At 52.4% G+C, this 22514-nt stretch carries 20 protein-coding genes and 5 pseudogenes; 15 read left to right on the plus strand and 10 right to left on the minus strand.

Annotation, left to right across the window (positions count from 1 at the left end; translation table 11 throughout):
- Positions 1-177: 177 nt before the first annotated feature.
- Positions 178-513: a porin gene (locus NM96_00510; protein AVR80215.1), complete on the plus strand. Its 336-nt coding sequence runs from the start codon at positions 178-180 to the stop codon at positions 511-513.
- 77 nt (positions 514-590) lie between these two features.
- On the opposite strand, the gene rfaQ is transcribed toward NM96_00510, so the two are convergent.
- Positions 591-1676 carry a putative lipopolysaccharide heptosyltransferase III gene (gene rfaQ / locus NM96_00515; protein AVR78051.1) on the minus strand — a complete coding sequence of 362 codons (1086 nt, stop codon included), beginning with the start codon at positions 1674-1676 and terminating at the stop codon, positions 591-593.
- Between the two features lie 211 nt (positions 1677-1887).
- Here rfaQ and NM96_00520 point away from each other — a divergent pair, with 211 nt between their 5' ends.
- From NM96_00520 to NM96_00540, 5 genes and pseudogenes are all read left to right on the plus strand, one after another.
- A complete protein-coding gene (locus tag NM96_00520) occupies positions 1888-2760 on the plus strand; it encodes a prephenate dehydrogenase/arogenate dehydrogenase family protein (GenBank protein AVR78052.1) in 873 nt (290 codons plus the stop codon).
- 162 nt (positions 2761-2922) lie between these two features.
- Positions 2923-4836: a 1-deoxy-D-xylulose-5-phosphate synthase gene (locus NM96_00525; protein AVR78053.1), complete on the plus strand. Its 1914-nt coding sequence runs from the start codon at positions 2923-2925 to the stop codon at positions 4834-4836.
- 288 nt (positions 4837-5124) lie between these two features.
- Positions 5125-6003 carry a carbon-nitrogen hydrolase family protein gene (locus NM96_00530; protein ID AVR80216.1) on the plus strand — a complete coding sequence of 293 codons (879 nt, stop codon included), beginning with the start codon at positions 5125-5127 and terminating at the stop codon, positions 6001-6003.
- 144 nt (positions 6004-6147) lie between these two features.
- A protein-coding gene (locus tag NM96_00535; protein AVR78054.1) for an IS5/IS1182 family transposase occupies positions 6148-6940 on the plus strand; the annotation gives its coding sequence in 2 pieces (ribosomal slippage) (positions 6148-6413 and positions 6412-6940; 795 coding nt in all).
- Between the two features lie 7 nt (positions 6941-6947).
- A pseudogene (locus NM96_00540) lies at positions 6948-7046 on the plus strand (IS5/IS1182 family transposase).
- A 100-nt stretch (positions 7047-7146) separates the two neighbouring features.
- Here the strand turns inward: NM96_00540 and NM96_00545 are convergent.
- Both NM96_00545 and NM96_00550 read right to left on the minus strand, forming a co-directional pair.
- A complete protein-coding gene (locus NM96_00545; GenBank protein AVR78055.1) occupies positions 7147-7587 on the minus strand; it encodes a TIGR01244 family phosphatase in 441 nt (146 codons plus the stop codon).
- 64 nt (positions 7588-7651) lie between these two features.
- The gene (locus NM96_00550; GenBank protein ID AVR78056.1) at positions 7652-9415 is read right to left on the minus strand and encodes a peptidase; all 1764 of its coding nucleotides are present in this window, start codon (positions 9413-9415) and stop codon (positions 7652-7654) included.
- Positions 9416-9732: 317 nt separating this feature from the next.
- On the opposite strand from NM96_00550, the gene ccoN reads away from it, so the two are divergent.
- Genes ccoN through ccoP form a run of 4 tightly spaced genes read left to right on the plus strand, consistent with a single transcriptional unit; the run spans position 9733 to position 13383 of the window.
- Positions 9733-11178: a cytochrome-c oxidase, cbb3-type subunit I gene (gene ccoN, locus NM96_00555; protein AVR78057.1), complete on the plus strand. Its 1446-nt coding sequence runs from the start codon at positions 9733-9735 to the stop codon at positions 11176-11178.
- A 23-nt stretch (positions 11179-11201) separates the two neighbouring features.
- A complete protein-coding gene (ccoO, locus tag NM96_00560) occupies positions 11202-11813 on the plus strand; it encodes a cytochrome-c oxidase, cbb3-type subunit II (GenBank protein ID AVR78058.1) in 612 nt (203 codons plus the stop codon).
- Positions 11814-11817: 4 nt separating this feature from the next.
- On the plus strand, positions 11818-11988 hold the full coding sequence (locus NM96_00565) for a CcoQ/FixQ family Cbb3-type cytochrome c oxidase assembly chaperone (GenBank protein AVR78059.1): 171 nt from the start codon (positions 11818-11820) through the stop codon (positions 11986-11988).
- Positions 11989-12018: 30 nt separating this feature from the next.
- Positions 12019-13383 carry a cytochrome-c oxidase, cbb3-type subunit III gene (gene ccoP / locus NM96_00570; GenBank protein ID AVR78060.1) on the plus strand — a complete coding sequence of 455 codons (1365 nt, stop codon included), beginning with the start codon at positions 12019-12021 and terminating at the stop codon, positions 13381-13383.
- 172 nt (positions 13384-13555) lie between these two features.
- On the opposite strand, the gene NM96_00575 is transcribed toward ccoP, so the two are convergent.
- The gene (locus NM96_00575; protein AVR78061.1) at positions 13556-14656 is read right to left on the minus strand and encodes an anhydro-N-acetylmuramic acid kinase; all 1101 of its coding nucleotides are present in this window, start codon (positions 14654-14656) and stop codon (positions 13556-13558) included.
- A gap of 172 nt (positions 14657-14828) precedes the next feature.
- Here NM96_00575 and NM96_00580 point away from each other — a divergent pair, with 172 nt between their 5' ends.
- On the plus strand, positions 14829-16403 hold the full coding sequence (locus NM96_00580; protein AVR78062.1) for an inorganic phosphate transporter: 1575 nt from the start codon (positions 14829-14831) through the stop codon (positions 16401-16403).
- 82 nt (positions 16404-16485) lie between these two features.
- Here NM96_00580 and NM96_00585 read toward each other — a convergent pair.
- Positions 16486-16611, minus strand: a pseudogene (locus tag NM96_00585) (transposase).
- Here NM96_00585 and NM96_00590 point away from each other — a divergent pair.
- Positions 16611-16703 (plus strand): annotated as a pseudogene (locus NM96_00590) (IS481 family transposase). The pseudogenes NM96_00585 and NM96_00590 sit on opposite strands and share 1 nt — an antisense overlap.
- 73 nt (positions 16704-16776) lie before the next feature.
- Here NM96_00590 and NM96_00595 read toward each other — a convergent pair.
- From NM96_00595 to NM96_00610, 4 genes are all read right to left on the minus strand, one after another.
- A complete protein-coding gene (locus NM96_00595) occupies positions 16777-17529 on the minus strand; it encodes a 1-acyl-sn-glycerol-3-phosphate acyltransferase (GenBank protein AVR78063.1) in 753 nt (250 codons plus the stop codon).
- A gap of 83 nt (positions 17530-17612) precedes the next feature.
- Positions 17613-18191 (minus strand): D-glycero-beta-D-manno-heptose-1,7-bisphosphate 7-phosphatase, encoded by a 579-nt coding sequence (locus NM96_00600; protein ID AVR78064.1) that lies wholly within the window; start codon positions 18189-18191, stop codon positions 17613-17615.
- Positions 18192-18228: 37 nt separating this feature from the next.
- On the minus strand, positions 18229-19314 hold the full coding sequence (locus NM96_00605) for a glycosyl transferase family 1 (GenBank protein AVR78065.1): 1086 nt from the start codon (positions 19312-19314) through the stop codon (positions 18229-18231).
- Positions 19307-19765 carry a cell surface protein gene (locus NM96_00610; protein AVR78066.1) on the minus strand — a complete coding sequence of 153 codons (459 nt, stop codon included), beginning with the start codon at positions 19763-19765 and terminating at the stop codon, positions 19307-19309. The genes NM96_00605 and NM96_00610 overlap by 8 nt, the downstream gene beginning before the upstream one ends.
- A 214-nt stretch (positions 19766-19979) precedes the next feature.
- Between NM96_00610 and NM96_00615 the strand changes: the two genes are divergently transcribed.
- Positions 19980-21212, plus strand: a complete 1233-nt coding sequence (locus NM96_00615) for a Bcr/CflA family drug resistance efflux transporter (protein ID AVR78067.1) — start codon at positions 19980-19982, stop codon at positions 21210-21212.
- Between the two features lie 13 nt (positions 21213-21225).
- Here NM96_00615 and NM96_00620 read toward each other — a convergent pair.
- Positions 21226-21306 (minus strand): annotated as a pseudogene (locus NM96_00620) (bifunctional heptose 7-phosphate kinase/heptose 1-phosphate adenyltransferase).
- Here NM96_00620 and NM96_00625 point away from each other — a divergent pair.
- Both NM96_00625 and NM96_00630 read left to right on the plus strand, forming a co-directional pair.
- Positions 21299-21584, plus strand: a pseudogene (locus NM96_00625) (helix-turn-helix domain-containing protein). The pseudogenes NM96_00620 and NM96_00625 overlap by 8 nt on opposite strands.
- 67 nt (positions 21585-21651) lie before the next feature.
- Positions 21652-22449, plus strand: a complete 798-nt coding sequence (locus NM96_00630; GenBank protein ID AVR78068.1) for a hypothetical protein — start codon at positions 21652-21654, stop codon at positions 22447-22449.
- The last annotated feature ends 65 nt before the right edge of the window (positions 22450-22514 follow it).

A 22514-nucleotide genomic window follows, 5' to 3' on the forward strand; every position in this document is an offset into this window, starting at 1 on the left:
GCGGTGAAACCGGGATTATAGTGAAATCAATATGAAACGGATATGGGTTGCGATGTGTCTTTTCAGACGACGTTTTCACGATTTATGGTTTGTTTACGCAAGAGGGGCATATACTGGTTGGTCAAATTGGTTATCGCTATTCGGTTGTGTAAGAAATATTTGAAAGGAACGGACAGGATGAAACCCTTGTATATTTTGGTTGCTGCTTTGACGGCTTTGCCTGTGTTGGCGACAGCAGAAGTCCGCCTTTATGGCGAAATCAAAAGCGGCGTTGAAGCGTCGCACATCAAATCGAGAGACAGTTCGGTATCACATAGCGGCATATATGATTCAGGCAGTTATATCGGTTTGCGCGGCTCGCTACCTATCGGTAGTGGGAATAATGTGTTGTTTCAGGCAGAACAGGATACGCCGGTAGGTTCGCGCAGCCTGTCGCGCACGGTTTGGCATAGTCCTTCCCCCCATTCGGGCAATATGGGAGACGATGCGGCAGGGCAGTTTGGGAAATATTGAATTTTTTGTCGTTCGTGTAATGAAAAGGTCATCTGAAAACCGATTTTGGGGTTTTCAGACGACCTTTGCCGTTTTGTTTAAGTTTCTTTGTTTAAACCTAGCTTTTCAGCGATTTTGTTCCACACGGCTTCCAGCGGAATGGCTTTGAGCAGGCGTGTGTTGCCGGATGTGTTGATGCTGTCGGGGTGGGGTAGGTCGCCGAAATCACCCGCCCAAATAACCTCGGCATTGTCGGAGTAGGGATGCCATCTGTCCAGCCATGAGGGGCCGAACAGGGCGATTTGCGGTTTGTCCAGTGCGGCGGCGATGTGCATGGGGGCGGAATCTACGCCGATGAAGAGTTTGCAACCGTCGATGGCGGCAGCCAGTTCGCGCAGGTTGAGGTTGCCCGACAGTGTCCATAATTTACCGCCTTCGGGAATTTTGACGCGTTCTAAAACTGCATCGATCATTTGTTGTTCGGTTGCTGAGGGTGCGGCGGTTAAAACGACGTTTTGACCGTGGTTGAGCAGTAATTGGACGATGGCGGCGTTTTTGCCGTCTTCCCAGCATTTGAATTCCCAACGCGCGCCCGGGTGGAATAAGACATAATCCTCCCCGTTCCAGCCTTGTTTGTTCAGCTTGCTTTGCAAATTCGAGCAGGCATCTTCGCCGATTGCCATCATCACTTTTGCCGGCGGTGTTTCCTCAGGCCGGATAAGCGGCGGCAAAACGTTCATATGATATTCGGTAATGTGGCAGCCGCGTCCGGCTTCGGGGTTGAGGAAGTCGTGGCACCAACGCCAGAAAAAGTGGTCGCGTTTGATATGGCTGATGCCGACGCTGCATTGTGCGCAGAATTTGGCGAGTATTGCCGAGCGCCATTGGTCGGACAGGTTGAACGCCCAGTCGTACCTGCGCTTTTTCAGGCGCGAGAACAGCTTTTTCTCTTCGCATAGCTGGGTTTTCAACCCCTGCTTTTTCCAGGAGCGGTCTATGGTGAAGATTTCGGCAATTTCAGGATTGTCGCTGATGATGTCGGCGGTTTCCCGGTAAACCAGCATGTCGATTTCGCAATCGGGAAAGCGGGTCTTGAGGGCGTGGACGACGGGCGTGGCTAACAGGACGTCGCCGTGGTGGCGCAGCTTGATGACTAAAATACGTTTCGGTTGGGCCAGGGACATAGTTTGCTTTCGGCGGATGGATTTCGGTCTGCCTATTGTAAAACGAAACGGCACAATGGCGAACTGCCTTTTTATGGTCGGAAGGATGGTGTTCGAGGCAGTATCGCTGCACGATATGCGCTTGCCTTTCGGATACGATAGAATGTGGACAATTAATCCCTAGAATAGCGGGCGTACCGTTTTCAGACGACCTTTGTCCCGCGCACCTGCCATGAATACACTCAAACATATCGTCCTCATTGGTGTCGGGTTGATCGGCGGCTCGTTCGTGTTGGACTTGAAACGGCTCGGATTGGTCGATACGGTAACCGGCATCGATTTGGATCGCGACAACCTTGACCGTGCGCTTGAACGGCGCGTCATCGATCGCGCCTATACGCAAATCGACGCTTTGAGTATGCACGAAGCGGATTTGGCCGTTATCGCTACGCCTGTTTCCACATTTCCAGACATTTGCCGCACCGTCCGACCTTATTTGAACGCGCATACCGTGGTTACCGATGTGGGCAGTACCAAACAATCTGCCGTTCAGGCTTTCCGCAGCGTCCTACCCAAACATTTGTCCCGTTGCATCGCCGCCCATCCGATTGCAGGATCTGACAGGAGCGGCGCGCTTTCCGCACAGTTCGGGTTGTTTCAGGACAGGAAACTGGTGATCACGCCGCACGGGGACGAAGATGAACAGGCGGTCAGCCTGGTTGAAAACCTGTGGCTGGCAGTCGGGGCGAAAACTTTCCGCATGAGCGCGGAAGAACACGATGCCGTTTTTGCCGCCGTTTCCCATATGCCGCATCTTGCCGCCTTCGCCTACGTCCACCAAATCGCCGATCATCCCGACGGTCGGCATTATCTTGAATTTGCCGCGACGGGCTTTCGTGATTTTACGCGCATCGCATCCAGTCATCCCGCCGTATGGACGGACATCTGCCTTGCCAACAAAAACAGCCTGTTGGATTTGATTGGCGGCCTGCGTACCCAGTTATCCGAACTCGAACGCATCCTGTCCGAAGAAGACCGCGCCGCCCTTTACCGCTATTTTGCCGCTGCCAAACAAACCCGCGATGAATGGCTGGAGCGGCAGTAGAATGATTTTAGGTTTGAAAGAGGCAGTTTCAGACGACCTTTATATAAATAGATAGTTAAATCAGGTCGTCTGAAAACAAAGCTTCATCAAAACCCTTTATCCGAACAGGACAACTCTTGCTATAATTGCCCGATAGACACAATAAGCCCGCAAAGACACACCATGAGCCACACTCCGTTATTAGACACCATCCATCTGCCGCAGGATTTGCGCAGGCTGGATAAAGGCTTGCTGCCGCAGGTTGCCGCCGAATTGCGGGCATTCCTACTCGAATCCGTCGGTCAAACCGGTGGTCATTTCGCCAGCAATTTAGGCGCGGTCGAGCTTACCGTGGCTCTGCACTACGTTTATCACACGCCCGAAGACCATTTGGTTTGGGATGTCGGCCATCAAAGCTATCCGCACAAAATCCTCACCGGCCGCAAAAACCGGATGCACACCATGCGCCGCTACGGCGGCTTGGCGGGTTTCCCCAAGCGCAGCGAATCCGAATACGACGCGTTTGGCGTAGGGCATTCGTCCACCTCTATCGGCGCGGCTTTGGGCATGGCGGCGGCAGACAAGCTCTTGGGCAGCGACCGTCGCAGCGTCGCCATTATCGGCGACGGTGCGATGACGGCGGGTCAGGCGTTTGAAGCCTTGAACTGCGCGGGCGATATGGACGTGAACCTGCTGGTCATCCTCAACGACAACGAAATGTCGATTTCCCCAAACGTCGGTGCGCTGCCGAAATACCTCGCCAGCAACGTCGTGCGCGATATGCGCGGCGTGTTGAGCACCATCAAGGCGCAATCGAGCAAGGTTTTGGACAAGCTGCCCGGTGCGATGGAGCTTGCCCAAAAAGTCGAGCACAAAATCAAAACGCTGGCGGGCGAAGCCGAACACGCCAAGCAGTCGCTGTCTTTGTTTGAAAACTTCGGTTTCCGCTACACCGGCCCCGTGGACGGTCACAACGTCGAGCATCTGGTTGACGTATTGAAAGACTTGCGCGGCCGCAAAGGCCCGCAACTGCTGCACGTCATCACCAAAAAGGGCAACGGCTACAAACTCGCCGAAAACGACCCCGTCAAATATCACGCCGTCGCCAACCTGCCCAAAGACGTTTCAGACGACCTCAAAACCGCAACGTCGTCTGAAAAAGAAAACAAACCCGCCGCCAAACCGACCTATACGCAAGTGTTCGGCAAATGGCTGTGCGACCAGGCGGCGGCAGATTCCCGATTGGCAGCGATTACTCCCGCCATGCGCGAGGGCAGCGGACTGGTCGAATTCGAACAACAATTTCCCGACCGCTATTTCGATGTCGGCATCGCCGAGCAGCACGCCGTTACCTTTGCCGGCGGTTTGGCTTGCGAAGGCATGAAGCCCGTCGTCGCCATTTATTCCACCTTCCTCCAGCGCGCCTACGACCAACTGGTGCACGATATCGCCCTGCAAAACCTGCCCGTTTTGTTTGCCGTCGACCGCGCGGGCATCGTCGGCGCGGACGGTCCGACTCATGCCGGTTTGTACGATTTGAGCTTCTTGCGTTGCGTGCCGAACATGATTGTTGCCGCACCGAGCGATGAAAACGAATGCCGCCTGCTGCTTTCGACCTGCTATCAGGCAGATGCCCCCGCCGCCGTCCGCTACCCGCGTGGCACGGGAACAGGCGCGCATGTTTCAGACGACCTTGAAACCGTAGCCATCGGCAAAGGCATCGTCCGCCGCCAAGGCGAGAAAACCGCATTCATCGCCTTCGGCAGCATGGTCGCCCCCGCATTGGCTGTTGCCGAAAAATTGAACACCACCGTCGCCGATATGCGCTTCGTCAAACCGATAGACGAGGAACTCATCGTCCGCCTCGCCCAAAGCCACGACTACATCGTTACCGCCGAAGAAAACGCCGAACAAGGCGGCGCAGGCAGCGCGGTGCTGGAAGTGTTGGCGAAACACGGCATCTGCAAACCCGTTTTGCTTTTGGGCGTTGCCGATACCGTAACTGAACACGGCGATCCGAAAAAACTTTTGGACGATTTGGGCTTGAGTGCCGACGCAATGGAAAAACGCATACGCGGATGGCTGCCGGCGGCTTGAATTAAAGCTGCTAGCAAATAACGCCGCGCCGTTGCAAGCAATGAATAAAGGTCGTCTGAAAACTGATTTTCAGACGACCTTTGTCCTGTTTTCGATACGGTTTATTTATCGGCGTATTGCGTGTGGACGGAAATGACGGCTGATGATGTGTGCCGTATCAAAAAAGCCTATGCCGTTGTTTCAAATTACAGAGATAAATTGGTACAGGTATTTTTCTTTGGACATACCGTGAATCTTTGTTCAGACGACCTGTCGGCAGGCCGTCTGAACACACAAATAGGGACTGACATGCAAAAAAACATCCGCGCAGCCGCCGTACAAATGATTTCGTCCACCGATCCCGATGCCAATATCGACACCATGAAATGCCTCGTTCGCCAAGCTGCCGAGCAAGGCGCGGATTGGGTGCTGTTGCCCGAATATTGGCCGCTGATGGGGTGCAAGGATACTGACAAACTGGCTTTTGCCGAACCTTTAGTCGGTAGTAATTTTAGCGAAACCTGCCACACTGGTTTTGGCGAAACCCGCTGCGCTCGTTTTGGCGAAACTCGCTACGCTCGTTTTCAGACGACCTTGAGCGAGACGGCGGCGGAATGCGGCGTGGTGCTGTTCGGCGGCACGATTCCGCTGCAAAGCCCCGATGCGGGCAAAGTGATGAACACTATGTTGGTGTACGACCGCGACGGCACGCAAATCGGGCTGTATCACAAAATGCACCTGTTCGGTTTTTCAGGCTTGGGCGAACGCTATGCCGAGGCGGACACCATCAGCGCAGGCGGCGATGTGCCGAAATTGGCTGCCGACGGCGTGCCGCTTGCCGCGGGCGTGTGCTACGACTTGCGCTTTCCCGAGTTTTTTCGCGCCCAGCAGCCGTTTGACGTTTTGCTGCTGCCCGCCGCCTTCACTTACACGACAGGCAAAGCGCATTGGGAATTGCTGCTGCGCGCCCGCGCGGTGGAAAACCAATGCTACGTCATCGCCTCGGCGCAAGGCGGCGAACACGAAAGCGGCAGGCGCACGTTCGGTCATAGCATGATTATCGACCCGTGGGGCGAAATCTTGGACGTATTGCCCGAAGGCGAGGGCATCGTCATCGCCGATTTGGACGCTGCGAGGCTGCAAAGTGTACGCACCAGACTGCCCGCTTTGAAGCACAGGTTGTTGTGAAGATGATTAAAACGTGATTCGGGCTTGTAGAATAGGCATGAATGTGTTTGATGGAACAGTATAGTGGATTACCTTTAAACCAGTACGGCGTTGCCTCGCCTTAGAACGTGTTCATTGTCTCAGCCTCTGCTGTAAACTATCGGCATGAACAGAAAAACCTACCCAAGCGATATCAGTCGCGAGCAATTTGCGCCTCTCCTTCCCCTGCTGGAAAGTGCCCGTAAACGCACAGCGCCACGCCAGGTGGACTTGTACGATGTCTTTTGTGCCATTCTCTACCTGCAACGCACTGGCTGCTCCTGGCGCGCTTTGCCGGGCGACTTCCCCAAATGGCGCACCGTGCATTCCTACTTCCAGAGATGGACCGAACCACGCGAGAGTGGCATCAGCATCCTTGAGGAAGCATTAAAAAAATCAGGTAGTTGCGGAGCGCCGCAAGCAGGGGCGCCATGAAGCAACTACTTTCCTGATTATTGATGCGCAGAGTGTGAAGAACACGGATACCGCCATGGAAAAAGGCTACGATGCGGGCAAGAAGGTTAGCGGTATCAAGCGGCATATAGCGGTTGACACGCAAGGTTTGCCGCATGCCCTTGCGGTAACGACGGCGGATGTTACGGATAGAAAAGGCTGCCTGGTGGCATTGGAACGTGGGCGGGATAATCTTGGTGCGATACAAAAAATCCTTGCTGACGGTGGTTACACGGGTAAGGCATTTGCTTCGTCGGTACAGGAGTTGATTGGTGCGGAGGTAGAGATTGCCAAACGAGACGAATTGCACCGTTTTGCAGTATTGCCGAAGCGATGGGTAGTAGAGCGCAGCTTTTCCTGGTTGGAAAAGAACAGGCGGCTTTGGAAAAACTGCGAGCGTAAGTTGAGTACCAGTCTGCAAATGGTAGCTTTGGCTTTCTTGGGAGTCCTGCTACGAAGACTATGAACACGCTCTTAGCTCAAAGAGAACGATTCTCTAAGGTGCTGAAGCACCAAGTGAGTCGGTTCCGTACTATCTGTACTGTCTGCGGCTTCGTCGTCTTGTCCTGATTTAAATTTAATCCACTATAAAAAAGGTCGTCTGAAAACGGTTTCCATTCGTTGAAACGGTATTTTCAGACGACCTTTGCGTTTGGGTAAACGGAGAATGTGTTATGCCAGACCGTTTTGTTGCGCGTCTTGCAGGCGGGCTTCGAAGTTGCTTAGATTGACGCCTGCTTGTTGTGCGGCAGCGACGACGTCGGCGACGCTTGCGCCGTTTTGCACTTGATGATAGCCCCAAAGCAGGGAGCAGCGGGTGCCGGTGCGGCAGTAGGCGAGAACGGGTTGGGGAACGCTTTTAAGCAGGTTTTGGAAAGCGGCGACATCGGCGGCGTTGATGGCGGGTGCGACGACGGGCTGATGGTGGTGTTCGCGGATGCCTGCGGCTTCAAGCCAGCTTTTGACTTGTTTGAACGTAACTTGGTTTTCTTCTTCGCCGTCGGGACGGTTGCAGATGACGGTTTGGATGCCGAGTTTGGCGGCTTCTTGTACGTCTGCTTCGGTCAGTTGCGGGGCGATGTAGAGGTTGTCGGCAAGTTTTTGGATAGACATGGGTTTTCCTTTCTGTAAGTGGTTTTCAGACGACCTCGATCCGGCACTTGAGGTCGTCTGAAAATTAGGCTCGGTCATTATAAAGCCAGTTTTCAAATAATTCGCGGTCGGTAATGTAGAGGACGGCGGTATCGGCTTCGGCGGCTTGGACGGTAATGTCGGCGACGTACAGGATGCCGGTACGGAAGTAGTGGAGGCGGGCGGTGGTGCCGATGGGGAGTTGCGCCCACTGTGCGGCAAGGTCGGTGCAGGCGTAGCCGTCGATGGCGATGATTTTGTCCTGCGGGCAGAGGGCGGCGTTTTCTGCGCTGCCGCCGTTGAAGACGTGGGTCAAGGTGGCGTGGTCGCTGCTTTGTTTGAACCTTGCGCCGAAGTCGGACGCGGGAGCGGGCGTTTCGGTTGGCGGTTCGGACAGGAATGCGCCGCCGTGGCTGCGCGGCTGTGCCTGCCATTGCAGTCCGATGCCTATGGTGGCGAGGAGTTCGGCAAGGGGCAGGTCGGCGGTGGAGTAGAGGGTTGTCTGAAAAAAGTCTTCGAGGTCTAGACCGGTAAACGCTTGGCAACGGGCTTGCCATTGTTTTTCTGGGATGCCTTGCCGGGTCTCCAGCCAATCGCGGTAGTGTTGCTGCATGACGCTGTCGAGGGTGTGTCGTCCGCTGCTTTTGCTGCGGATGGCGAGGTCGAGGCAGAGGGCGGCGAGTGCGCCTTTTTGGTAGTAGCTGACGATGGCGTTGGGGCTGTTTTCGTCTTGTTTGTAGAATTTGTTCCAAGCGGTGAAGCTGGATTCGGCAAGGCTTTGTTTCAGACGACCTTTGGTTTGCTGCACGCGGGTGATGCTTTGGGCGAGCAGGCGCAGGTAGGCTTCGGGGGCGATGGTACGGCTTCGGGCGAGGAAAAGGTCGTCGTAGTATGAGGTGATGCCTTCAAATGCCCAAAGCTGCTCGGTGTAGTTTTCGCGGTCGAGGTCGTAGGGGGTGAAGGCGGCGGGTTTGATGGATTTGACGTTCCAGGCGTGGAAGTATTCGTGTGAGAACAGTCCGAGTAGTTGGGTGTAGGCATCGTTGGCGTCGGTCATGCCGTGCGGCGGCAGGCTGTGGCGGTCGGCGAGCAGGGCGGTGCTGCTGATGTGTTCCAGTCCTCCATAGATGTTGTCGCCGACGTGGAGCAGGAAGAGGTAATGGGTGAACGGTGCAGGGGAGGGGAACATGGCCAGTTCGGTTTCGCAGATTGTGCGGATGTCTGACACGAGGCGGTCGCGGTCGAAATCGGGGTAGTGGCCGCTCAAGGCGATGCGGTGCGGGATGCCGCCGGCTTCGAAATCGAGAAATTCGATGTTGCCCAGTTCGACAGGGTGGTCGATTAAGTCGTGGTAGGAGGTCGTCTGAAAGCTGTGGACGTCGGTTTGGGGCAGGGTGGTGGCAATCCGCCATGTTTTCGGCAGGATGGGGAATTCGATTTGGTGCGCGCTGTTTTCTTGTCCGTTTACCTGCAAAAACAGGCACGCGCCGTCAAAGAATCCGCGTTCGGCAGTCAGAAACGAGCCGCGGACGGACAGGTCGTAGGCGTAAACGGTGTAGTAAATTTCCCACTCGCCGGACTGCGGGGCAGTGCGCCACCGGTTTTTTTTGACTTGGGTCAGATGGGCATATTCTCCATTGCAAAAGGCGCGGATGGTGGTGATGTGGCGCGAGAAATCGCGTATCAGATAGCTGCCGGGAACCCAGTTCGGCAGGCTGATTTCTGTTTCCAAATCATGTTCTTGTCGGAAGGTTAGGCGGATATGCCACTCGTGGGCGATCGGGTTGGGGGTGATTTCGTAATTAATCATGACTATTAATACATTTGTTAAATTTTATGAATAAAAAGGTCGAATTATGCAGTTTGATTTATATCGATAAAGTCCCCTTCAAAAGGGAGGCTTGAAAAAATAAAGTGGCGCTGTAGGGGAGGTTGTTAAATAATAATATGATTATAAAGTAAAAAATATAAAAAATCGATAAAGTCGCCAGATGGAGTGAAATGTAATTCCGCTTGGCTAGGCTTGTCTTATATGTTAAATTTAGAAAAATTTAAACCTAGCCCTTATTGCGTTTGTTCAAAACGCATACGGCAAAGTGAGATAAAAAATTTTTATTCCCATAATTCATGGAGACTCTCATGGACACACAAACTTATAACTACAAAGTGGTGCGTCAGTTCGCCATCATGACCGTAGTTTGGGGTATTGTGGGCATGTTGGTCGGTGTCATCGTTGCCGCCCAATTGTTTGCCCCGTCCCTTGATTTATCAGATGTCGGCCCTTGGTTCCACTTCGGCCGCCTGCGTCCGTTGCACACCAATGCGGTGATTTTTGCGTTCGGCGGTTGCGGTCTGATGGGTACATCATACTACGTTGTTCAACGTACCTGTAATGCACGCCTGTTCGGCGGTTGGCTGCCGGCATTTACCTTCTGGGGCTGGCAGGCAGTTATCGTTGCGGCAATCGTCAGCCTGCCTTTGGGTTATACCCAAGCTAAAGAGTATGCCGAATTGGAATGGCCTATCGACATCCTGATCGCTTTGGTTTGGATTGCTTACGCCATCGTATTCTTCGGTACGATTGCCAAACGTAAAATCAAACATATCTACGTTGCCAACTGGTTCTACGGCGGTTTCATTTTGGCCGTTGCCCTGTTGCACATCGTCAATAACCTGAGCATTCCTGCGGGCTTCATGAAATCCTATCCGGTTTATGCGGGCGCAATCGATGCTATGGTTCAATGGTGGTATGGCCACAATGCCGTAGGTTTCTTCCTGACCGCAGGCTTCTTGGGCATGATGTACTACTTCGTGCCGAAACAGGCAGGTCGTCCTGTTTACTCTTACCGCCTGTCCGTCGTCCACTTCTGGGCTTTGATTTTCACCTACATGTGGGCAGGTTCCCACCACTTGCACTATACCGCGCTGCCTGACTGGACTCAGTCCTTGGGTATGGTGTTGTCCCTGATTCTGTTCGCACCTTCTTGGGGCGGTATGATTAACGGTATCATGACCTTGTCCGGCGCATGGGACAAACTGCGTACCGACCCTATCTTGAAATTCTTGATCGTTTCTCTGTCCTTCTACGGTATGTCCACCTTCGAAGGTCCGATGATGTCCATCAAATCCGTCAACGCTTTGAGCCACTACACTGACTGGACCGTTGCACACGTTCATGCCGGCGCATTGGGCTGGGTGGGCTTCGTGACCATTGGTTCCGTGTACTACATGATTCCCCGCCTGTTCGGTAAAAATGAAATGTACAGCACCAAATTGGTGGAAGCGCATTTCTGGATTGCGACCATCGGCGTGGTTCTGTATATCGCCTCCATGTGGATTGCAGGGGTATTGCAAGGTCTGATGTGGGGTTCTTTGAATGCGGACGGTACTTTGACCTACTCGTTTGTAGAGTCAGTTAAACGCACCATGCCTTTCTACATGATTCGTTTCACCGGCGGCCTGCTGTACCTGAGCGGTATGTGTATCATGGCATACAACGTTTACCGTACGGCCATCAGTGGCAAAGCGGTTGATGCCGAGATTCCCGCGGTGTCTCAAACCCAGCACCACTAAAAACATAAGAAAAGGCTACCAAAATGAAATTACAACAATTAGCTGAAGAAAAAGTCGGCGTCCTGATTGTATTTACCCTGCTTGTAGTCAGCGTAGGCCTGTTGATTGAAGCCGTGCCGCTGTTCTTTACTAAGGCAGTCACCCAGCCTATTGAAGGTGTGAAACCTTATAACGCTTTGCAAGTGGCTGGTCGCGACATCTATATCCGCGAGGGTTGTTACAACTGTCACTCTCAAATGATCCGTCCGTTCCGTGCGGAAACCGAACGTTACGGCCACTACTCCGTTGCCGGCGAGTCTGTTTATGACCATCCGTTCCAATGGGGTTCCAAACGTACCGGTCCGGACTTGGCACGTGTCGGCGGCCGCTATTCCGACGAATGGCACCGTATCCACCTGCTGAATCCGCGCGACGTTGTGCCGGAGTCCAATATGCCCGCTTTCCCATGGCTTGCCCGCAACAAAGTCGATGCCGAAGCAACCGTGGCGCATATGAAAGCCCTGCGTAAAGTCGGTACGCCTTACAGCGATGAAGAGATTGCCAAAGCACCTGAAGCCTTGGAAAACAAATCGGAGCTGGATGCGGTGATTGCATACCTGCAAGGCTTAGGCTTGGCATTGAAAAACGTAAGGTAACATCATGGACGTAAACTGGGCCCGCTCGCTCTTTACTGTTTGGGTTTTTATCAGCTTTATCTTAGTGCTTTATATCGTTTTCAACCGACGCAATAAAAAGAACTACGATGATGCCGCCAACAGTATTTTCGAAAATGATGAGGATAAAGAGTCGTCTGAAAAAGACGGGCGATAACAGTTTAGTCCGTGATCACGGAGCAAAATAATGAACACAGCAACCCAATTTACCAGCAATTTCTGGAATATATACATTGCAGTCATCGTCGTGCTCAGCTTTATCGGCTTGGCATGGCTGCTGCTTTCCCAAAACGTTGTGAAGCGTCCTAAAAAGGGCGAAGAGGTCAAAACGACAGGCCATCAATGGGACGGTATCGAAGAATACAACAACCCGTTGCCACGCTGGTGGTTTTGGCTGTATGTCTGCACTTGGTTGTTCGGTATCGGCTACCTGGTCATGTATCCGGGTTTGGGCGATTATAAAGGACAGTGGAAATGGAGCAGCCACGGACAATATGATCAGGAAATGGCTAAAGCAGATCAGAAGTACGGCAAAGTTTATGCCAAGTTTGCCAATATGCCGATTGAGCAAGTGGCAAAAAATCCTGAAGCACGCGCCATCGGTCAAAACCTCTTCAATACCTACTGTATCCAATGTCACGGTTCTGATGCCAAAGGTTCCAAAGGCTTCCCGAATTTGACCGACAACGATTGGTTGTGGGGCGGCGAACCTGAGAAAATCCACGAGACCATTGAAAAAGGCCGTACGGCGACGATGGCGGCATGGGGTCCTGCATTGGGTGAAGAGCGGGTAAAAGATGTGGCAAACTATGTCATGTCCTTATCCAAATCCAAAGACCAATACGATGAAGAACGTGCCGCACGCGGTAAAGTATTGTTCAGTGGTCCACCGGCAAACTGCTTTACCTGTCACGGCGACAAAGGTCAAGGTATCCAAGGACTGGGTCCGAACCTGACCGATAACGTATGGTTGTGGGGCGGTACTCAAAAATCGATTATCGAAACCATCACCAACGGCCGACACAGTCAAATGCCGGCTTGGGGTCGTTTCTTGGATAAAGACAAACTCCACATTATGACTGCGTATGTATGGGGTCTGTCCAACAAAGACGGCAAAGCGCCCGTGAAAAAAGCCGAACCTGCTCCCGCACCGGCACCTGCTTCTGCTGCTGCATCATCCGCTGACGCTTCATCTGCGTCCGCACCTGCACAAGCTGAAAAAGCAGCTTCAGCAGCTGATGCAAAAGCGGCCGCTCCTGCCGAAGCCAAGCCGGTGGAAAAAGCAGATGCTTCTTCTGCCAAAGTGGACGGTAAAGCCGTTTTTGAAGCTAACTGTAAAATGTGTCACGGCGGTACCATCCCTGGTGCTCCAGGCATAGGCAAGAAAGACGAGTGGGCCCCGCGCATCAAGCAAGGTAAAGATACCCTGCACAAACACGCGCTCGAAGGCTTTAACTCCATGCCTGCCAAAGGCGGTAACACAAGCCTGAGTGATGACGAAGTCAAAGCAGCGGTTGACTATATGGCCAACCAATCCGGCGCTAAATTCTAAACCGTAGAAATTAAAACGCACCTTTTCATAAGGTGCGTTTTTTTATGGTCAAGCCATCTGTCTTCATAGAGCAATTTAATTTCTGTCTTTATCTTAAATGTGTATGAAATACAGGGAACAGCTTATGGTTTGCTATGGGTCGCAAAGTAACTAATGAAACTAGTGAGACATATTAGGGATAATGTCCTGCACCCAAAATACAGGATTTTTCTGCCCCTGTCGCATGGTGCGGACTGCTTGGAATTTTATTCATCCAACAGGCCGCAAGCCAGCCGAAGGCAGCGGCTTCGACCCATTGCGGATCAAGATTGAGTGCTGCTGTACTATGTAATTTCGTGGTAGAGGAAAAAAGTTGGTGCAAATCTTCCATTAAAACGGGATTGCGGATACCGCCTCCACAAATATAAAGATTGCAAACATCAGGAGCAGCAGAGATGGTTGCATCATAAATCGTTTGGGCAGTAAACCTGAGTAGCGTTCGCAAAATGTCTTCCGGTTTTTCACCACCTTTCAGACGACCTTTCAACCAATCCAATGAAAATAATTCACGCCCGGTACTTTTGGGGTATGTGGAGGAAAAATATGGGTGGTCGAGCAGGCGGGTTAGTAGATCGGGTAAAACGGTTCCTGTTGCCGCAATCAAGCCGTCTTTGTCATAAGGACGTTGCCAAATGGCTTGCATCCATGCGTCAGACAGCATATTGCCCGGGCCGGTATCAAAGCCGAATGCCGGAGAGGAATTTGGTAGGACGCTGATGTTGGAAATACCGCCGATATTCAAAACAACGCGTGTCTCGGAGTCGCTTTGGAACAAGGCTTGATGGAATGCGGGGACAAGAGGGGCGCCTTGTCCGCCTGCCGCTAAATCCCTGCTGCGGAAATCGCCGATGGTAAAGATACCGGTCAGATGTGCCAAAAGCGGTAGATCGGCGAGTTGTATGCTGTATCCTGCTTCGGGGGCATGGCGGACAGTCTGTCCGTGGCAGCCAACGGCGGCAATATCGTGGGCTTGCAGGTTGGTTTGTTTGAGCAGTAAAGAAACCGTATCTGCGTAAAGGCAGCTTAGTTTTTGAGATAGCAGCATACTGAGATGCAGTTCGTTATTGCCGATATTTTGCAAATCCAGCAATTCATGCCTAAGGTCGTCTGAATAGGGGATGAATGCGTGGGAGACAGCTTCACGCCATTGATCGCCTTCCATGCGGATTAAAACTGCGTCCGCACCGTCCATGCTGGTGCCGGACATAATGCCGATATAGTTTCGGATATTCATAAAATTGTGATTTTGAAGTAGGCAAAAAGAAACATTGTAACGCTGTTTCAGATTTTATTTGGATTCAGGATTGGAGAAGATAAAGAAATATTTCAAGAAAGATTGTAAAAAGGTTACAATTAGGTCGAGATTCCGAATCTGCCAACTTTCGTATTTCCAAAGGAAAACTTCCATGGCTCAAACTCAACCGAGTGCGAACTTGAAGCTTATTAACGCCGCTTTTGCCGCTATGCTGGTGGGCATGGTCGGCTATTTTATTTATTGGGGTCTGGGATATACCCATTACAACAATCCTATACTTTTCATCATTGCCACGATGTTCGGCGTATTTATGGCATTTAATGTCGGTGGCAACGATATTGCCAACTCGTTCGGAACCAGTGTCGGCTCCGGCACGTTGACCATCCCGCAGGCACTCTTGATTGCCGCTGTATTTGAAGTCAGCGGAGCCGTTATAGCGGGTGGCGAGGTTACAGATACCATCCGTAAAGGTATTGTCGATTTGAACGGGTTGGATTTGCAACCCATGCAATTCGTCTTCATTATGATGTCAGCCCTTTTGGCAGCGGCATTATGGCTTTTGTTTGCTTCGCGTAAGGGGCTGCCGGTGTCGACTACCCACGCCATTATCGGCGGTATTGTCGGCAGTGCGTTGTGTATGGCGTTTATGCACAAAATTGATGCGGGTACGCTTATCCAATGGGGTAAGCTTGGAGAGATTGCCCTTTCATGGGTATTATCCCCGATGTTGGGTGGGTTGGTTTCCTACCTCGTTTTCTCCCGTATTAAGAAAAACGTATTAGACTACAACGACTGGGCAGAAGGAACGCTTAAAACCATCAAGCAGGAAAAGAAGTCATACAAAGAGCAGCACCGTCTTTTCTTTGAAGCCCTTAGTGAAACTGAAAAAGTCGAATATGCAACCAAAGTAGCGCACGATGCGCAAATTTACGACGAACCCGATTTCGAACCTTCCGAATTACAGTCTGACTATTATCGCGGGCTGTATGAATTGGATAACCGGAAAAACAATGTCGATTCCTATAAAGCCCTTCATTCCTGGGTTCCCTTTATCGGCTCGATAGGCGGTATGATGATTGCTGCAATGCTGATTTTCAAAGGATTGAACAACTTGCATTTGGGCATGAGCAATGTCAACAGTTTCCTGATTATCTTCATGGTCGGCGCGGCGATTTGGATGGCGACATTCGTATTCGCCAAAAGTCTCAAACGCAAAGACCTTGGCAAATCAACCTTTCAAATGTTTTCTTGGATGCAGGTTTTTACCGCATGCGGCTTTGCATTCAGCCACGGAGCAAATGATATTGCCAATGCCATCGGACCGTTTGCCGCCATTATGGATGCATTGCGTACCAACAGCATTACCGCGCAAAATGCCGTCCCTCCTATCGCTATGTTGACCTTTGGTATCGCATTGATTGTCGGGTTATGGTTTGTCGGTAAAGAGGTTATCAAGACCGTCGGAACCAGTCTGGCGGAAATGCATCCCGCTTCGGGTTTTGCGGCCGAACTTTCCGCTGCCGCCGTTGTGATGGGTGCATCATTCATGGGGTTGCCTGTATCGAGTACCCATATCCTGGTCGGAGCGGTTTTGGGGATCGGCTTGGTTAACCGCAATGCCAACTGGAAACTGATGAAACCCATCGGTTTGGCATGGGTAATTACCTTGCCCGCAGCCGCAGTTTTGTCTGTGATCTCTTATTTGGTGTTGCAGGTGGTTTTCTAACTGTTTCTAAAGTGAAAAGGTTGTCTGAAAAAACAAAATTTGTTTTTTCAGACAACCTTTTTCTAATTTTGACCTTTAGAAACTAGTAGCGTTGTTTACAGTATAGTGGATTAACTTTAAACCAGTACGGCGTTGCCTCGCCTTGCCGTACTATCTGTACTGTCTGCGGCTTCGTCGCCTTGTCCTGATTTAAATTTAATCCACTATAATTTCTATAACACGGTGAAGCCGTATCGAAGTTTGAACGGCGATACGCCGTTTGAGGCCTTGCAGGCTTATTTCTCTCAATCTGTGGTGTAAACAATTCGACGATTTCCTACACTCTCATGTAAGCTAAAGGTCGTCTGAAAACTGATTTTCAGACGACCTTTTATCATGATGGCGATGCTGTTGTTTTCTTATTTTTTGCGGCAAACGGTCCTTTTCCTTCGATAAGGGGTTGTTGCGTTTCAATCCGTTTTTCGCATTCCGCCATCAATTCGGCTTCCGTGCCGCTGCTGTGTGGGATGACGGGGTTGATGACGACGGTGATGGTGCCGGGGTGTTTGAGAAAGGAATTTTTCGGCCAAAATTCGCCGCTGTTGAGGGAGACGGGGACGATGTCCATTTCAAACATTTTCGCCATGCGCGCGCCGCCGAGTTTGTAGCGGCCTTTTTCGCCGGGCGGCAGGCGTGTGCCTTCGGGGAAGATAGTAATCCAGTAGCCTTCGTTTTTACGCGCCATGCCTTGTTCCATCAGCTGTTTGTTGGCTTCGCGGCTGTTGCTGCGGTCTATGCCTATGGTTTTGACGAGTTTCAGTCCCCAGCCGAAAAAGGGGATTTTGAACAATTCGCGTTTGGCGACGTAAACCTGCGGCGGGAAGATTTCTTGCAGGGCGAGGGTTTCCCAGCCGCTTTGGTGTTTGGCGCAGATGATGGAGGGGCGGTCGGGGATGTTTTCGGCACCGATGAGGCGGTATTTGAGTCCGATGATGTGTTTGAGCGACCAGTTGAGGATGCGTACCCAAATTTGCGCCATTTTGTGCGCACCGCCTTGGACGGGCAGGGCGAGGAGCATGAAGGGGAAAAGTAAAATCAGGCTGGTGCTGAGGATGAACCAGTAGGTCAGATTGCGGATGAGGAGCATGTTTTTACCTGTCGGATGGGTCGTCTGAAATCTTGTTTGTGCTTGAAACGGGGCGAAACAGGGTTTCAGACGACCTCGTGTATTTACGGGTTTGCCTGTCCGTCTGTAAGGTCTTGTGCGGACTCGTGCATGATGTATTGGGAGAAGGCGAGCAGGCTGTCGAAGATTTGGGTGTTTTCGGGTAATTCTTTTTCCTGTTGCGACAGGGTTTTCTTGCCTTTGCCGGTCATGACGAGCGCGGTTTTTCCTCCAGCCTCGTGCATGGCTTGCAGATCGCGCAGGCTGTCGCCGACCAGCCAGGTTTCGGCGGGGTCGGCTTTGAAGCGTTCGAGGATGTCGTAAATCATGCCGGGCTTGGGTTTGCGGCAGTCGCAGTTGTAGGCAGCAGTGTGTGGGCAGAACCAGATGCCGTCGATTTCGCCGCCCGCCTGACGGACGAGGCGGTGCATTTTGGCGTGCATTTCGGTCAGGTCTTGGACGGTGAAGTATTTGCGGCCGATGCCGGATTGGTTGGTGGCGACGGCGATGTTGTAGCCTGCCTGCGTCAGGAAGGCGATGGCGTCCATACTGCCTTCGATGGGTATCCATTCGTCTACGGATTTGACGAAGTCGTCGCGGTCTTGGTTGATGACGCCGTCGCGGTCGAGGATGATGAGTTTCACGGATGTTCCTGTCAGAAGTTTGGGGTCGGTTTAGATATTAAGGTCGTCTGAAAACGGGTGGTTTGTTTATTCGGACGGTCTCCAACATATCTATGGTTTGGCTGATGTGGTGTTCTAATGTCGGGTTGTAGTTTAATGCCTGCATCGGGTCGGTAAGTTTATGTTTGCCTTGTTGTTTGAGGGCGGCCGCTTGGACGACGGCCTGGGCCAGTGTTTCGGGGCGGCTGCGCGAGAAGAAAAAGCCTGCTTCATCGTTCATGACTTCGGTACATGCCATGTTGTCGGAGAGGACGACGCGCGTGCCGCACAAGACGGATTCGACGCCGACCAGTCCGAAAGGCTCATACAGGGACGCCATGATGGTGAAGTCGGCGGCGCGGTAGAGTTCGGGCATGTTTTTGCAGAAACCCAGTTCGACGACGTTTTTCATGGGACGCGGCAGCGGCGAACCGGCGACGGCGAGTTTGACGGGCAGGTCGGTGTGTTCGAAAAAGTCCGCCAGCAAATCGAGTCCTTTGCGCTTGTGGCCGGTCGAGGGGAACAGGAACACGGTTTCGTCGTCCCGAAAGCCGTATTTCGCGCGGACGGCGGCAGTTTCATCGGGAGCGGGGCAGAAGCGGGCGGTATCGGCAGGCGGGTGGATGACGCGGATTTTTTCGGGCGGTACGTCGTAGAGTTGGGTCAGTTCGCGCTGCATCAGGTGCGAATGTGCCATGATGGATTTGGCCGTCGCGTAGTTGCTGCGGTTGCGGCGGATGGTGAGGCGGTCGAGCAGGCCTGTTTTTTGCTCCATGTTATGCAGGTAGCCCAAGTGTGTGCCGCCGCAGGCGAATATATCCGCATGGTCGCAGGGGTTGCAGGCAATAAGCAGGTTGGTTTCGCGGCGGACTTTTTTGAAGGCGCGGCTGAAGAAGAACGGCCGCAGTTTTTTGGGCATGAGGTTTTGATTGACAAGGCAGGCGTTGACTAGGGCGTATTCTGCCGTGCTTGTGTCGATTTTGGCGGCGTAAGCGTTGATGTTGATATTTTGCGCGCTCAAACCGCGGATCAGGTCGAAGGCATAACTTTCCATGCCGCCTCCATGCCGGAGGCAATTAATGGTCAAGTCGATTGTTTTAATCATTTTTTGACTGTTCCAAATGGTTTTTCCATTGCTCAAACGCTGCCTGAAAGACGGGTTTGAGGCGTTTGTAGATTTCGGGGGTGTTGGGGACGTGGTAGAAGCCGCCGAGCGACGGGGTGTCGAGGGTGCGGACGTAGTCTTCTAAGAATGCGCCGTAGCCGTCTTCTTCATTGTCGTAGTAATAGGAGGTGAATTGCCGCCCTTGTTCGGTGAAGTCGTCGGGCGTGAGCGCGCCGTCCATGTGTTTGAGCAGGAAGCGGCGACCGCTGGTTCTGCCTTTGAGCATATTGGCGAAATCTTCCGCGCTTTCGGGGGCAGTTTGCCAAACGGGATTCGCCAGCCCTGCCTGCGCCGCCCATATCCAGTACATACCGATATGCGTGGCGGCGTTTTCGGACGGCAGGCCTTCGGGATATTCTTCGTCTAGGTGGAAGCGGATGTTGTCGTACATGGACGGTCGTGTGCTGTGATTCGGGGGGTGTTTATTGTAACGGAAAACGGGAGAGGTCGTCTGAAATCTGTCGGGACGTTTTTCAGACGACCTCTTTGTTAATAGGGGGAGTATGCTGCGGCCTGGTATGAAAACATGATATACTTCTTTTTATTTCAACCGCCTAGGATATGTCAGGGCGGTTTGTTTCGTTTGAACATTCTGAAAGTCCCTTATGTCCCAATCCACCCCCGCCCCGCTGGGCGAAAAGCAAATGGCGGTTTTGATGGCGATGTTGGTTGCCCTGATGCCGTTTTCGGTTGATGCCTACCTGCCCGCCATTCCGGAAATGGCGCAGTCGCTGAGCGCGGATATACACCGCATTGAGCAGAGTTTGGTTTTGTTTATGTTCGGCGTGGCGTTCGGTCAGATTGTCGGCGGCGCGGTTTCGGACATCAAGGGGCGCAGACCGGTGGCTTTGGTCGGTTTGAGCATTTATTTTGCGGCCGTTGCCGCGCTGACGATGGTGCAGTCGGTGGACGGGCTTTTGAACCTGCGTGCCGTACAGGCGTTCGGAGCGGGGATGACGGTGGTCATCGTCGGGGCGATGGTGCGCGATTATTATTCGGGCAGGGAGGCGGCGCAAATGTTTGCCTTAATCGGCATTATCCTGATGGTCGTGCCGCTGATTGCACCTATGTTCGGCTCTCTGTTGCAGGAATTGGGCGGCTGGCGTTTTATTTTCGGTTTTTTGGCGGCGTATTCGTTTATTTTGTTCATCTTGGTGTTTGCTTTCCTGCCGCGTCCAAAGCAGACGGGCAAAATCGGGATGGACATTTTCGGACTAGTGGCGGGCAGGTTCGCCAGAGTGCTGAAGACGCGGGCGGCGATGGGCTATCTGTTTTTTCAGGCATTCAGCTTTGCGTCGATGTTTGCATTTTTGACGGAATCGTCTTTTGTTTACCAAAAGCTGTACCATGTTACGCCGCGCCAATACGCTTGGGTGTTTGCGCTGAACATCCTCACGATGGCTTCGTTTAACCGCATCACGGCATGGCGGCTGAAAACGGGGGCGCACCCGCAAAGTATTTTGAAATGGGGCATTATCGTGCAGTTTGTGGCGAACCTGACGATGGTACTGCTGGTCTGGTCGATGGGACTGCCGCCGATGTGGGCTTTGGTGCTTTGTGTAATGTTTTCGGTAGGCACGCAGGGCTTGGTCGGCGCGAACACGCAGGCTTGCTTTATGGCTTATTTCAAGCAGGAAAGCGGCAGCGCAAACGCGGTATTGGGCGTGTTCCAATCCATCATCGGCGCAAGCGTGGGGCTGTTGGCGACGCGGCTGCACAATGGTTCTGCGTTGGTGATGGCGGGCATGATGCTGGCCTCGACGGCGTGCGGGATTGTGTTGCTTTGGCTCTGCTCGCATCAGGCTTGGAAAGAAAACGATAAAAGCGAATATGTGTGAATCGTGAACGGCAAAAGGTCGTCTGAAATCTGAACTGCACCCCAAAAGTTGGACATCCCCTCCAACTCACAAGGTGCAGTTTTTTTATGAGCAAATATACATTACACTTCAAATACCAAGCCGTACTCCACTACCTGCATATACGCAGCCAACAGCGTACCGCAGACCACTACGGCATTTCCCGAACCCACCTGAGACGATGGATACGCGCCTATCAAGAAGGCGGTATCGGCGCACTCGAACATCCCCAATCCAAAACCATGCCCCAACATCGAAAAAACCCCTTCATCGCAGATAAACCCGACCAAGAAAAAACACAGGCAGAGCTTATTGAAGAGTTGTGCTATATGCGCGCAGAGGTCGCCTACCTAAAGGAGTTAAAAGCCCTCAGCCAAAAGCAGACCGAAAAGGACAAAGCCAAACCGTCCAAGCACTGAGGGTGCAACACCCGCTCAAATACCTGCTGCACATCGCAAACCTGCCCAAAAGCAGCTTTTACTACCACCACCAAGACCGACCCGACCCCGACGCAGCCGACAAAGCCCTCCTCGTCGAAACCTACCGGCGGCATAAAGGACGCTACGGACAAAGGCGCATTGCCGCCGCATTGGGTTGGAACCGCAAAAAAGCGGCGCGGTTGATGAGGCAGTTGGAACTGAAAGCCCTCATACGGGCGAAAAAAGCCTACCGCCATCCCGCTATGGGCGAGATATCGGAACACCTCCTCAAACGCCGGTTCAAAGCCCGAAAGCCCAACGAAAAATGGCTGACCGACGTTACCGAACTCAAAGGGAAGGACGGCAAACTGTACCTCTCGCCGATATTGGACCTGTTCAACCGGGAAATCGTCGCCTACGCCATGAGCCGCAATGCCAACAGCGAAATGGTGAAGGAAATGCTCGAAAAAGCCGCCCCCCGTCTGACTGCTAAAGGAACGATGCTTCATTCCGACCAAGGTGTGCTGTACCGTACGGCGGAATATAGGAAATTGATTGCAAAACATTCCATGGTTCAAAGCATGTCGCGTAAGGCGAACTGCTGGGACAATGCGCCGATGGAAAGCTTCTTTGCGGTGTTGAAGACGGAGTGTTTCTATAACGCAGGAGAATTGACGGTGGATGAATTGATGAAACAGATAGATGACTATATGGATTACTACAACCGGGAGCGTTGCAGTTTGAAATTGAAAAAGCTGAGTCCTGTCGCATACAGAACCCAGCTTGCACAGAGCGCCTGAATAGGCTTTTATGAGTGTCCAAGATTTGGGGGCCAGTTCAATCTTCAGACGACCTTTTGCCTGCG

It is taken from the genome of Neisseria mucosa, from assembly GCA_003028315.1.
Classification (GTDB): Bacteria; Pseudomonadota; Gammaproteobacteria; order Burkholderiales; family Neisseriaceae; genus Neisseria; species Neisseria mucosa.